Below are 12,983 nucleotides of genomic sequence, written 5' to 3'. Positions count from 1 at the left end.
TTATATCTCAAATCCTTGAGAATGGGCTGTCAACTTTTTTTATACCATATCAGTCAAGGAATCCCGTACAAAACGCCACTCTCCCGAAAGAAGAACACAAGGAGCGTGACATCTGGACAGTCGAAACCTTATTTAAGGCATTGGAGGTCTGCGATGACGATAACCTGTCACTGGCGTTAAACCTTGCTTTTTCCTGTTCCCTGCGTATGGGCGAGATGCTCGGTCTGACTTGGGACTGCATTGATATTTCTGAACGGAGCATTAAGAATGATTGTGCTTATATCTTTGTGAATAAGGAGCTGCAACGTGTCAACCGCAATGCTCTGGAGCAGTTAGGCGAAAAGGGCGTAATGTTCAAGTTCCCGCCTGCGGTGGCAAGCACCCATACCGCTCTGGTACTGAAAGAGCCAAAGACAAAGACCAGCATCCGAAAGATTTTCCTGCCTAAGACGGTTGCGGAAATGCTTGTGCAAAGGCATAAGGACATAGAAAACCTCAAAGAGCTGTTCGGGGAGGAATATATGGACTTCAACCTTGTATTTGCTTCTTCCTGCGGCAGACCCATCGAGGGGCAGGTTATCAATCGGGCATTGGGAAAACTCATTAAGGATAATGATTTGCCGCCAGTCGTCTTTCACAGCTTCCGCCATTCAAGCATCACTTATAAGCTGAAGCTCAATGGCGGCGACATGAAATCCGTGCAGGGCGATTCTGGACATGCACAGGTCAAGATGGTAGCAGATGTGTACTCGCATATCATAGACGACGACAGACGGATAAATGCACAGAGGTTTGAAGAACAGTTTTATCAAAGCAAAGCCGCCCCCGCTACGGAGGAAGTGCAGAAAGAAATAAAGGTTGAAACAGTATCGCAGACAGACCAAGAAATGCTTCTGAAACTGCTTGCCAATCCAGAGATGGCGGCGTTGCTGAAATCGCTTGCAAAAAATTTATAAGGCATAGAAAGGCAATCTTTTTATAGGTTGCCTTTTATTGATTGGTTTTTCAGCGAATTAAATTGAAGTGATAAGTCTTTTCCTTTAGACAAGAGGTTACAAATACCAATCTTTCTGGTAAGTTTTTTCTAACCCTTTTTACTGGCGAAAGCAGTTATGTCCCTTGCATTTATGGAAAAATTTGTTGATATATGTTACACTAAGATTGAAATTAATTAGAATCTGATGGAGGAACATAATGCAAAAAGGGGCTAGAAAATGGATTGAATACTACTGGAATTATGTAAATTCTGATAAATACACCACTTTACAACTTTTCCATAAAAAAAATGTCATACAGGACTTTCTGATGTATAATAAGTTTGCAAACAAAAAAATACGAAAGAAAGTGATCCTGTACGACAGACTTATTATACAACGAAAAAACTATAATTGGTAGACTTTATCATTATTTTTACATTTATTTTGAGGCTTGTTCCATTCCTACAGCCGAGACATTGGTCCTGCTCCTGCTGTCCATACTGACACTGGAGTCAGCGGATTCCATCCGTTTCCTTTACAGACATTTCCTGTCAAAGCTAACAGATAAATCCCTGAATGCCTTTTACTATGCCTGCTCCTATGCCAAAGTGGATTATTCCAGGTTTATGAATGCAACAGCATCTATGGCATTGAAACTAATCCCGAAATCCTTAGAGACGCAGCCCGTTTTTTTATGCATGGATGATACCATTGTTCCCAAATATGGAAAGAAATTTGAGGATGTCTCAAAACTCTTTGACCATTCCGCGCACAACGGCAGCGGCTACCTGAATGGGCACTGCTTTGTAAGTGTCATGCTCTGTGTGCCAATGTGGGATAAAGGCAAGATTGTTTACCAGGCGTTTCCGCTTTCCTACCGTATGTGGCAGAAAGAAGAGTCAAAATTAAAGCTGGCTGCTTCCATGGTACGCCAGGCCATGCCTGAATTACAGGAAAAGGCGAATGTCATTATCCTATGCGACAGCTGGTATACAAAAGGGGATCTGGTTTCTGTCGTGGATGAATACCCAAACCTTGGCCTAATCGGAAATGCAAGGTATGACTCTGTCCTTTATGACCTTGCCCCGCAGCCGACCGGAAAAAGGGGCAGGCCTGCAAAACATGGGAAACGTCTTTCGGCGGAAAAAGATTTTACACTTTCGGATGAAAAAATAGGCGGTTATTATATTGGGATGCGCCGTGTCCTTACAAATATTTTCGGCACAAGGGAAGTTTTTGCCTATGTGACAGCCACAGAGAAGGAAGGCGGTTCCAGGCGCCTGTTCTTCAGTACGGTTTTCCCCACACAGCTGCAGATTTTTTGTGCATGGCAGGAAAAGACCCCCCTGAACCAGACGGGGAGTGCATGGATGGATTACATCCCCTTGTTCCTGTACTCATTCAGATGGAAGATAGAAGTCAGCTATTACGAACAGAAAACCTTCTGGTCACTATGCAGCTATATGGTGCGCAGCCGGAAAGGGATTGAAATGCTGGTTAATCTGATCAACATAGCTTATTGTGCGATGAAACTGCTGCCATATCAGGATGAAGCATTTTCAAAGTACCGTAGGGAAAGCGCACAGGATTTCAGGTTTGTGCTCAGCGAGCGGATCAGGCAGGAGGTATTTTTTGCCACTTTCGTGAAAAAGAGCGAAAGTATAATAAAATCATCTGCCCTTATGAGAGCCTTAAAATACCTTGTTCAGCAAAAGGAGCGCTATTTATAATAGTTGTAAAGTGGTGTATGGAATATAGGATAAGGAAAGCTCCGATAGATATTGATAGACTATATCTCAAAGGAATTGTAATAGCCTATTATAATAAAAAATCGAACTATGTTATTTGTTCCGATTATGACAAGCCCAATTACTGTATGCTTACAGGAAACAACCGCTTTCCACAGTTTAATATATGTGAGTATATTGCAACCTATAGAAATGAGTTTTTTTATTGTTTCTTCGGATATAGAGAATTGAAACTTTTTGAAAGAGAATTTTCAAAATTTTCGACAGGGAGAAAAAGCATTGCTTATAACAGGGAATTTAAAAAGCTGCTTAATAAATTACAAAGTGTTTCAGAGGTAGAAAGCAGAAAAGAAAAAGACATCTATACAGCGTTTAATGAAGCATGGGATTTTTATAGTTTTGGAAAAAAGCAGGACTTGAAAAAGTATCATGAGAACGATATAGCCAAGTATAAGAAAATTTATGAAAATAATTTTTCCTATCTAAAAGTATTGTCTGAAATAAATTATACGAAAAATAATCAGAGGCTTATGATACTTACCGTTATCATTTCGATTGTAGCGATATTCATTAGTATTTTGACCGCATAAAAATACAGGAAAGATGAGATTAAAGCTATTCCCATAGAAAAACGTGTGATATACTGTAAAAGTAAACAATAAGCGTACATAAAACTTGGTATTCCGATTTAGAATTTCAAGTTTAAGGATATATGAAGCAGCAGAACTTGAAGTCGCAAATTGTGATTTCAAGTTACTCATAGTTTTGAAGTTCCAATCTGGCATTTCAAAATAGAAAGGGCGATAAAGATGGCTGATACAGAACAAACAGCTCTGACAAAGGCAAATAATGATACCCAAGAAATAAGCATTGAATCAGCAGAGTCCGATATAAAAAACATGATATATGTTATCCGTAACCAGCAGGTTATGATAGACAGTGATTTAGCGATGCTGTATCAAGTAGAAACGAGAGTATTAAATCAGGCAGTAAAGCGTAACATTTCAAGATTTCCAGAAAGATTCCGATTTCAACTGACGAAAGAGGAATATGAAAACTTGAAATCACAATTTGTGATTTCAAGTTTGGAGGATGATAATGGATATGGCGGACGTAGGAAATTGCCATTTGTATTCACAGAACAAGGGATTGCAATGCTTTCTGCTGTTTTGCGTAGTGATGTTGCTATCCGAGTAAGCATTAGGATTATGGACACTTTTGTGGAGATGCGGAAGTATATGGCAAATACCTCTTTGCTGTATGAGCGGTTAAATGCAATGGAGGTTCGCCAGATAAATTACCAAGCGGAAACAGATGAGCGTTTTGAGAGAGTTTTTGAGTACATATCCGAGCATGAGGAATCCAGTCAAAAGGTATTTTTTGACGGACAGATTTACGATGCGTTCAGTCTGATAGTAAATCTAATTCAAAAAGCAGAGAAAGAAATCACTCTGATAGACGGATATGTGGATGTTGGGACATTGAATTTGCTTTCAAAGAAAAAGTCTGATGTTGCAGTAACTATTTATACACAGAAACAGACGAAGCTAACGAAAGCCGATGTTAAGTAGTGTCTGCTGATTAGGTTTAAAACACTTGATTTTACCGACTTTTACCGCATTTTATGGTATAATACCTGCAAGGATTTTGATAAAATCAAACCGTTTTTCTTGCAGTTATTCTGCATATTTTATGTATAAAGGGGCTAAATCAATGTACAAACCTATTAACAAGTTACACCACTCGTTTCTCGATTTCAACCAGCCTATGGGACTCCACATGAACTCGGATAACCGCTGGATCAAACTGGCTGACCGAATCCCATGGGATGAATTTGAAGTAAAATATGCCAGACTGTTCCCGAGTGGTACGGGTAATGTTGCCAAGCCATTTCGGATGGCGTTAGGAGCCCTGATCATCCAGACCAAGTTCCAGTATTCTGATCGTGAACTCGTGGAACAGATCACAGAGAATCCATATCTGCAGTACTTTATCGGACTTCCCGGCTATCAGGAAGAAGCTCCGTTTGATGCAAGCACACTGGTTCTTTTTCGCAAACGCATTTCTGCTGAAATGCTGATGGAAGTAAATGAGTATCTTCTTGCTCACAAAGATGATGACAACAATACACCACCATCTTCCGGAAACTCCGGCGATAATGACGCTTTGAAAGAAGACACAAACAAAGGAACACTGACACTGGACGCAACCTGTGCACCGGCAGACATCCGTTATCCCCAGGATATTTCACTCCTGAACGAAGCAAGGGAGAAACTGGAAACCATCATTTACCGTTTTTGCAAATCCTATGGTCTTCCACTGCCAAGACGCTATAGAAGACGTGCCAGAAAAGATTATCTTTCATTTGCCAAAAGTAAAAAACATAGTGCAAAGAAAATCAGGAAGGCACTGCGCAAACAGCTTGGTTACGTTGCAAGAGACATCGGATATCTGGAAAAGTTCATGAGCGACGGATATGCGATGACAGATAAAGAAATTAGTTTGTATCTGACTATCATCACGCTGTACGAGCAGCAGAAGTACATGTACGATAACAAAGTACACTCAGTGGAACATCGTATCGTAAGCATCTCGCAGCCATGGCTTCGTCCTATTGTCAGGGGGAAAGTAAAAGCCCCAGTTGAATTTGGTGCAAAGTTTGATCTAAGCCTTGACAGTGAAGGATACGGACGCATCGAAAAAATATCGTTTGAAGCATATAACGAGAGCACCTGCCTGATTGAAGCGGTAGAACGCTTCAAGGAACGCACCGGTTATTATCCGAAACGTGTGCTGGCAGATCAGATATACCGGACCAGAGAAAACAGGAGTTATTGCAAAGAGCATGGGATCCGTCTGTCAGGACCAAAACTGGGCAGACCAAGTGCTGCAGTAAAAGTTGATAAAAAACAAGAGTATCAGGATAATACTGACAGAATCGAAGTGGAACGTACTTTTAGCTTAAGCAAACGCTGCTATGGCATGGACTGTATTACCACCAAGCTGGAGGAAACGCAGTTAACTTCTGTCGCATTATCTGTATTTGTGATGAATCTATTCAAGATTCAGAGGCGAATACTTTATGCTCTTTTGTATCTGATCCGATTTTGGTGTAACTGGAGCAGATGTAAGAGTTGGAAGTTGCAAATATTTGCTTAATCAGCAGACACTAAGTATTTCAATGCACAGTACCCGACATTGAAGATAAAATATACCAAAGTATTCCATGACAGATTTTTGATTCTTGACCGAACAATAGCCTATCATGTAGGAGCGTCTTTGAAAGATGCGGGAAAAAAGTGTTTTGGAATCAATCTAATTCAAGATGCAGGCATCATCAAAGACATCCTGCAAAGGTTGGAACTGGAAACGGAGAAATAAGAAGTTCTTTGAGGTCACAATTTGTGACCTTAGAAAAAAGCAAAGAGGAATGATAAACTCTTTGAGGTCGCAATTTGCGACCTTAGAAAAAATGCAAACAGCTTAAACTATTCTGGGATTAGTTGTGAAATGCAGGTATCAATCGGGAAAGGTTTTACAGCGTAACATTTCCCTAAATTCAAGCCCCTTGCTAATCGCCTGCTAAAAGGAGCATCTAAAACGCCTTAAAATTAGCAGTCACATGGAGGTACGAGATAACATTTTGAATCCGTGATAAGCAAGGAAATAAAGGGATTAGATAACACTAAGAGGGAGCTGCCTACTAGCGAATGGTTCTACTCCTAAGCGGTAGGCCGGAGGTTCAAATCCTCTTAGCGACGTCTTGAGAAATACCGAAAGCACTGGGATTCCAGAGTTTTCGGTATTCTTATCTGTCTAAGTTACCAGTCAGAATAGTGTTTCTGCTAATTTTTCAAAAACATAGAATATACTCATAGTTTTGAGATTCCAATCTGGCATTTCAAAATAGAAAGGATGATAAAGATGGCTGATACAGAACAAACAGTTCTGATAAAAGCAAAGAATGATATCCAGAAAATAAGCATCGAATCAGCAGAGTCCGATATAAAAAGCATGACATATGTTATCCGTAACCAGCAGGTTATGACAGACAGTGATTTGGCAATGCTGTATCAGGTAGAAACGAGAGTATTAAATCAGGCAGTAAAGCGTAACATTTCAAGATTTCCAGAAAGATTCCGATTTCAACTGACGAAAGAGGAATATGAAAACTTGAAATCACAATTTGTGATTTCAAGTTTGGAGAATGATAATGGATATGGCGGGCGTAGGAAACTGCCATTTGTTTTTACAGAACAAGAAATTGCAATGCTTTCTGCTGTTTTGCGTAGTGATGTTGCTATCTGAGTAAGCATTAGGATTATGGACACTTTTGTGGAGATGCGGAAGTATATGGCAAATACATCTTTACTGTATGAGCGGTTAAATGCAATGGAGGTTCGCCAGATAAATTACCAAGCGGAAACAGACGAGCGTTTTGAAAGAGTTTTTGCGTACATATCCGAACATGAGGAATCCAGCCAAAAGGTATTTTTTGACGGACAAATTTATGATGCGTTTAGTCTGATAGTGAATCTAATTCAAAAAGCAGAGAAAGAAATCACTCTGATAGACGGATATGTAGATATTGGAACACTGAATCTGCTTTCAAAGAAAAAGTCTGATGTTGCAGTTACAATTTATACGCAGAAACAGACGAAGCTAATGAAAGCCGATGTTAAGAATTTCAATGCACAGTACCCGGCATTGAAAATAAAATATACCAAAATATCTCATGACAGGTTTTTGATTCTTGACCGAACGACAGCCTATCATGTGGGGGCGTCTTTGAAAGATGCAGGAAAAAAATGTTTTGGAATTAATTTAATTCAAGATACAGGTATCATCAAAGATATTCTGCAAAGATTGGATTTGGAAACAGGAGAATGAGAAGTTCTTTGAGGTCACAATTTGTGACCTTAGAAAAAATACGGACAGATATTTTTTTAAAACAAATTTTATAATCAATCACCACTTTACAACTATTATAAATAGCGCTCCTTTTGCTGAACAAGGTATTTTAAGGCTCTCATAAGGGCAGATGATTTTATTATACTTTCGCTCTTTTTCACGAAAGTGGCAAAAAATACCTCCTGCCTGATCCGCTCGCTGAGCACAAACCTGAAATCCTGTGCGCTTTCCCTACGGTACTTTGAAAATGCTTCATCCTGATATGGCAGCAGTTTCATCGCACAATAAGCTATGTTGATCAGATTAACCAGCATTTCAATCCCTTTCCGGCTGCGCACCATATAGCTGCATAGTGACCAGAAGGTTTTCTGTTCGTAATAGCTGACTTCTATCTTCCATCTGAATGAGTACAGGAACAAGGGGATGTAATCCATCCATGCACTCCCCGTCTGGTTCAGGGGGGTCTTTTCCTGCCATGCACAAAAAATCTGCAGCTGTGTGGGGAAAACCGTACTGAAGAACAGGCGCCTGGAACCGCCTTCCTTCTCTGTGGCTGTCACATAGGCAAAAACTTCCCTTGTGCCGAAAATATTTGTAAGGACACGGCGCATCCCAATATAATAACCGCCTATTTTTTCATCCGAAAGTGTAAAATCTTTTTCCGCCGAAAGACGTTTCCCATGTTTTGCAGGCCTGCCCCTTTTTCCGGTCGGCTGCGGGGCAAGGTCATAAAGGACAGAGTCATACCTTGCATTTCCGATTAGGCCAAGGTTTGGGTATTCATCCACGACAGAAACCAGATCCCCTTTTGTATACCAGCTGTCGCATAGGATAATGACATTCGCCTTTTCCTGTAATTCAGGCATGGCCTGGCGTACCATGGAAGCAGCCAGCTTTAATTTTGACTCTTCTTTCTGCCACATACGGTAGGAAAGCGGAAACGCCTGGTAAACAATCTTGCCTTTATCCCACATTGGCACACAGAGCATGACACTTACAAAGCAGTGCCCATTCAGGTAGCCGCTGCCGTTGTGCGCGGAATGGTCAAAGAGTTTTGAGACATCCTCAAATTTCTTTCCATATTTGGGAACAATGGTATCATCCATGCATAAAAAAACGGGCTGCGTCTCTAAGGATTTCGGGATTAGTTTCAATGCCATAGATGCTGTTGCATTCATAAACCTGGAATAATCCACTTTGGCATAGGAGCAGGCATAGTAAAAGGCATTCAGGGATTTATCTGTTAGCTTTGACAGGAAATGTCTGTAAAGGAAACGGATGGAATCCGCTGACTCCAGTGTCAGTATGGACAGCAGGAGCAGGACCAATGTCTCGGCTGTAGGAATGGAACAAGCCTCAAAATAAATGTAAAAATAATGATAAAGTCTACCAATTATAGTTTTTTCGTTGTATAATAAGTCTGTCGTACAGGATCACTTTCTTTCGTATTTTTTTGTTTGCAAACTTATTATACATCAGAAAGTCCTGTATGACATTTTTTTTATGGAAAAGTTGTAAAGTGGTGTAATCAATGTAAACCATTTTAAAATTACTTTTGAAAAAAGAAAGTCTGTCAGAATATGGTGAATTGTGTTATAATTTACACAGATTCAGTATAGGAAAACAAACAGAGAAAAGAAAACAGGACACAAGAGGAGAAATTTAATGTCTGCAGGATGGAAATTTCCGGCAAATAATTTTGGAATTATCAATGGCATTGGAGAAGCCGGTATTGAAACATTTAAAGGAACGCCCTGTAAATCTCTGGCGCGGGAAATATGCCAGAATTCTCTGGACGCCAGAATATACCAGGATAAACCTGTAATAATTGAATTTTCTCTCAGGCAGATTGACAGTAAGCTGATTCCGGATTTTTCAACATTAAAGGAAGCTGTTAAATCATGCTTTAATTTCTGGGAGAAACAGAAGAATAAGAAAACAGTTGATTTTTTTAAAAAGGCGGTCGCAATTTCAGAGCAAAAACAGATACCACTGCTCAGAATCAGTGATTTTAATACCACAGGCCTGACTGGTTCCGATAAAGAATATAATACCCCATGGCAGAATCTGGTAAAGGCTTCCGGTGTATCTGATAAAAGCGGGAGTTCCGGCGGAAGTTTTGGTATTGGAAAATCTGCACCCTTTGCCTGCTCTGATTTGCGTACGGTATTTTATTCTACATATGATGAAAACGGTCTGAAAGCTACCCAGGGCGTTGCAAGGCTTGTTTCCTTTGTTTTAAACAGTGAAGATTCCGGAGACGGTGAGGAAATCATAAGTACGGGAATTGGATATTACGGTGAGACAGAGCGGAATCAGGCCATTCGGGAATGCTGGTCTTTGGATGAAACATTTCACAGAACAAAAGCTGGCACAGATGTATTTATACCAGGATTTACAGAAAGGCCTGAATGGGAGATTGAAATTATCATTTCCATACTGGAAGATTTTCTGGTATCGGTTTATCTGGGTTTTCTGGAAGTAAGAGTGGAAAATACGGTTATTTCCAGAACAACTCTTCCTGAAATTATGGAAGAATATAAAGAAAGTGCAGTGAAGGCTTACAATTATTATCAGACGCTGATTTCTCCGGAAGCCCATGTTATGACGGAAAATTATGAAGGACTGGGTGATGTGGAACTACATATACTGATTCAGAACGGATTACACAGACGTGTACTGATGAGCCGAATGAACGGTATGAAAGTGTTTGACCAGAAAAATTTTCCCAGTGCCATTCAGTTTGCAGGAATATGTATTTTGAAAGATGTAGCCATCAATTCTTATTTTCGTGAGATGGAAAATCCCCGGCATGATGCATGGGAACCGGAACGTCATAAAAGACCGGCAGAGGCGAAAAGGCTGAAGCAGGGTCTGTTTCGTTATATCAAAGAAAATATTCTGGCGTTTGGACGTAAAACAACGGTTGCGGAAGTGGATGCGGAAGGTATGGGCGAATATCTGCCTGATGATGCGATTAATGATGAAGAAAAAAATAAGTATGAGAGCATTGCCGACGTTACAAAAAATGTTGAAATAGAAATCTCTGATTTAAAAAAATGTCAGAAGGGTTCAGAGAGAACACTGCATGGAAATGATACGGACATGGAAAATGCTCAGGGAATTCCTGACGAAGAAGGATTTGGCGACAGGGGCAGCAGGGATTTTGGCAATGATGAGCGCCGCCAGTCAGAAAATGGTTCGGGGTTTGGAAGGAATGAAGGAAATAATTCGGGAATTAGCCGCACAGGAAACAACCGATATGATACAGGTATTGATGGAAAACCTTCTCAGCAAATCAGAAAAAAATTTGAAATCAGAACCATGGAAGTCCGTTTAATTCTTCTGGATGGAAAAAATAACCGTTACTGTCTGTTTTTCATTCCGGAAGAAACTTCCGGAGAAGGGTATCTGCAGTTTAAACTTTCCGGAGAACAGAACAACATGATTGTGAATGTAAGTAATGCGTCCAATCTGATAACAGGAGATTTGCTGAAAACATCCGGAAATCTGATTTATCTGGAGCATATTGTTGCAAAAAATAAAATGTCTGTTGAATTTAATGTAGATTATGGGGAAAACAGTTCTATGGAGGTAAATTTATATGGATATAAGATATAAACTTTATCCGTATCCTGTTTTAAGTTCCGGTACCGACGATTATCTGAACAGTTCGTTTCAGTTTCAGGCAGATGTGGAAAAGGGTATCCGCGAGTTGAAATTTACCTTTACCATGGAACTCCGTAATGAGGGACTCAATAAGAAAATAAAAGAAGGAATGGCTGAATTTTTAATACATATTGAATGTCCCCAGACCTGCTATCGAAATGTTGTGACAGCAGATGAGCCTGTATTTACCAGGAGGATTCAGGAAAAATTTCTGAACGGAAAAGTTTCCATGTGTGCTTTTGTGGTGGCTCGAAAAGATATTTCAGAATATTCCAATGCGGATTTTAATCCGGATTATGGCAGTATTACATTTTCCATTGACAGAGGAAGCATTCTGGCCGTGGGAGGCCAATATGATTTTACCGTAATAAAAGATACGGAAGAACTGGCAAAAATCCCGTCTGTATTTACCATATGCAAATATGCCGCCGATACGGATGAGAATATGAAAATTGACATGGATGGAGAAAAAATAGTAATTGCACTGTCAGACAGCAGCTTTCAAAATTACAGAATGCTGGCAAATATGCCTGCTTTGCTGCCTGTATTTCACGCCATGATTATTGTTCCGGCCCTTATCTTCGTATTTGAAACCATGCGGCGGGAAGGGACAGAAGAATATGAAACCAGAAGATGGTACATGGCAGTCAGAAAAACACTGGCAAAATACAATATCCTTTTTAATCATGATACTTTATGTGATATTCCATCTTACGTTCTGGCGCAGAAATTGCTGGATTTGCCCATAGACAGAGCATTGCAGGCAATTACCATGCTGGATGACAGTGAGGAGGAGTAGGATGATAATACATTTTATAAAAGAGGATGCTCTTTCCGCATTAAAAATGAATGTAAAAGGGAATATTAAATTATATGAACTTTCCACAAACAGATGGATTTACGATTATTTTGACGGAGAAAATCCTTTTGCTGAATATAAACTGCAGGTGCCTGATTTTCAGTTCTGCAATAATAAAAATGATGTGGAAAATGCAATCCGCCTTTATACTGCCATGAAGGGTCTGACTGATACGCAGGCGTCTGACGAACGCTTGTGGGCGGGCCTGTGCCATAGTGATTTCTGGGAATTTTTGCATGAGCGATGGAAAGAGGATAAAATCAGAACAAATCCGGAATCTATTGTTCTGGGACGTTATTTTCTGAATACAAAAAACGGTGTTCGGAGAGCATTATTTGGAAATACATTATCCCGCCTGTGGTGGCTCGGAAGACTTACTTACGATGAAAAAAGAAAAGATCCTTTTGAATTGACCCGGTACTGGGAAAAGGATTTCTCCACAAAATTTTTTATTCTGTTTTCCAGTAATTTTATGGGAAACAGAGAAATTACAAAAGGGCTTATTTCAGCCCTTATGGCTCTGGAAAAAGAAGATTTTACGGTGGGAGCCAGAAAACGTGATATTTATTATCAGGCCAGCCAGTATCTGAACATATACGGCGGTACACATATTCTGGATTATTATACAGCCGAAGAAATTAAAGAAAAAATATTACGGTATATGCGGGGACTGGCAGGAAAAAGACGGTAACAGTTCAGCTTGCGCCATTTGCAAAGGTACCTTTTCATGCCGGCATGATTCGCACAGAATACAGACTATGGCTGAACAGTAACGAACTGTTACGTTAATTGATAAAGTATGGGGAAGAAGGTTTGCAA

At 40.0% G+C, this 12,983-nt stretch carries 9 protein-coding genes and 3 pseudogenes; 11 read left to right on the top strand and 1 reads right to left on the bottom strand.

What is annotated here, in order from left to right; genetic code table 11:
* Positions 1 to 53: 53 nt before the first annotated feature.
* The 8 genes and pseudogenes from VSQ32_16945 to VSQ32_16910 all read left to right on the top strand — a co-directional run bounded on the left by VSQ32_16945 (position 54) and on the right by VSQ32_16910 (position 7,615).
* Positions 54 to 956, top strand: a pseudogene (locus VSQ32_16945) (site-specific integrase).
* Between the two features lie 527 nt (positions 957 to 1,483).
* Positions 1,484 to 2,707: a transposase gene (locus tag VSQ32_16940; GenBank protein ID MEH2944493.1), complete on the top strand. Its 1,224-nt coding sequence runs from the start codon at positions 1,484 to 1,486 to the stop codon at positions 2,705 to 2,707.
* 17 nt (positions 2,708 to 2,724) lie between these two features.
* Entirely contained in the window at positions 2,725 to 3,315 is a 591-nt protein-coding gene (locus VSQ32_16935; GenBank protein ID MEH2944492.1) for a hypothetical protein, read from the top strand.
* Positions 3,316 to 3,534: 219 nt separating this feature from the next.
* Positions 3,535 to 4,293, top strand: a pseudogene (locus tag VSQ32_16930) (ORF6N domain-containing protein).
* Positions 4,294 to 4,438: 145 nt separating this feature from the next.
* Positions 4,439 to 5,884, top strand: a complete 1,446-nt coding sequence (locus VSQ32_16925) for an IS5 family transposase (protein ID MEH2944491.1) — start codon at positions 4,439 to 4,441, stop codon at positions 5,882 to 5,884.
* Between the two features lie 18 nt (positions 5,885 to 5,902).
* Positions 5,903 to 6,106, top strand: a pseudogene (locus VSQ32_16920) (cell filamentation protein Fic).
* Positions 6,107 to 6,649: 543 nt separating this feature from the next.
* Complete coding sequence (locus tag VSQ32_16915) at positions 6,650 to 7,033, top strand: ORF6N domain-containing protein (protein MEH2944490.1); 384 nt, start codon at positions 6,650 to 6,652, stop codon at positions 7,031 to 7,033.
* A gap of 45 nt (positions 7,034 to 7,078) precedes the next feature.
* The gene (locus tag VSQ32_16910) at positions 7,079 to 7,615 is read left to right on the top strand and encodes a cell filamentation protein Fic (GenBank protein ID MEH2944489.1); all 537 of its coding nucleotides are present in this window, start codon (positions 7,079 to 7,081) and stop codon (positions 7,613 to 7,615) included.
* A gap of 95 nt (positions 7,616 to 7,710) precedes the next feature.
* Here the strand turns inward: VSQ32_16910 and VSQ32_16905 are convergent, their stop codons facing one another.
* Positions 7,711 to 8,934, bottom strand: coding sequence for a transposase (locus tag VSQ32_16905; protein MEH2944488.1), 1,224 nt, complete (start codon positions 8,932 to 8,934; stop codon positions 7,711 to 7,713).
* A 367-nt stretch (positions 8,935 to 9,301) separates the two neighbouring features.
* Between VSQ32_16905 and VSQ32_16900 the strand changes: the two genes are divergently transcribed.
* From VSQ32_16900 to VSQ32_16890, 3 genes are read left to right on the top strand one after another with little or no spacing between them, the layout of a single operon-like run.
* Entirely contained in the window at positions 9,302 to 11,257 is a 1,956-nt protein-coding gene (locus tag VSQ32_16900) for a hypothetical protein (GenBank protein ID MEH2944487.1), read from the top strand.
* Positions 11,241 to 12,104 carry a hypothetical protein gene (locus tag VSQ32_16895; GenBank protein ID MEH2944486.1) on the top strand — a complete coding sequence of 288 codons (864 nt, stop codon included), beginning with the start codon at positions 11,241 to 11,243 and terminating at the stop codon, positions 12,102 to 12,104. The genes VSQ32_16900 and VSQ32_16895 overlap by 17 nt, the downstream gene beginning before the upstream one ends.
* A gap of 1 nt (position 12,105) precedes the next feature.
* Positions 12,106 to 12,855 carry a DUF6339 family protein gene (locus VSQ32_16890; GenBank protein MEH2944485.1) on the top strand — a complete coding sequence of 250 codons (750 nt, stop codon included), beginning with the start codon at positions 12,106 to 12,108 and terminating at the stop codon, positions 12,853 to 12,855.
* Positions 12,856 to 12,983 lie beyond the last annotated feature (128 nt).

The sequence above is a fragment of the Lachnospiraceae bacterium JLR.KK002 genome (assembly GCA_036941025.1).
Taxonomy (GTDB): domain Bacteria; phylum Bacillota; class Clostridia; order Lachnospirales; family Lachnospiraceae; genus Petralouisia.
The sequence above is the reverse complement of the archived record's forward strand: the minus strand, read 5'-3'. Positions and strand labels throughout refer to the sequence as shown.

Coding starts and splice junctions, on each gene's coding strand:
- VSQ32_16935 (MEH2944492.1), top strand. CDS start 2,725: ATGGAATATAGGATAAGGAAAGCTCCGATAGATATTGATAGACTATAT.
- VSQ32_16925 (MEH2944491.1), top strand. CDS start 4,439: ATGTACAAACCTATTAACAAGTTACACCACTCGTTTCTCGATTTCAAC.
- VSQ32_16915 (MEH2944490.1), top strand. CDS start 6,650: ATGGCTGATACAGAACAAACAGTTCTGATAAAAGCAAAGAATGATATC.
- VSQ32_16910 (MEH2944489.1), top strand. CDS start 7,079: ATGGCAAATACATCTTTACTGTATGAGCGGTTAAATGCAATGGAGGTT.
- VSQ32_16900 (MEH2944487.1), top strand. CDS start 9,302: ATGTCTGCAGGATGGAAATTTCCGGCAAATAATTTTGGAATTATCAAT.
- VSQ32_16895 (MEH2944486.1), top strand. CDS start 11,241: ATGGATATAAGATATAAACTTTATCCGTATCCTGTTTTAAGTTCCGGT.
- VSQ32_16890 (MEH2944485.1), top strand. CDS start 12,106: ATGATAATACATTTTATAAAAGAGGATGCTCTTTCCGCATTAAAAATG.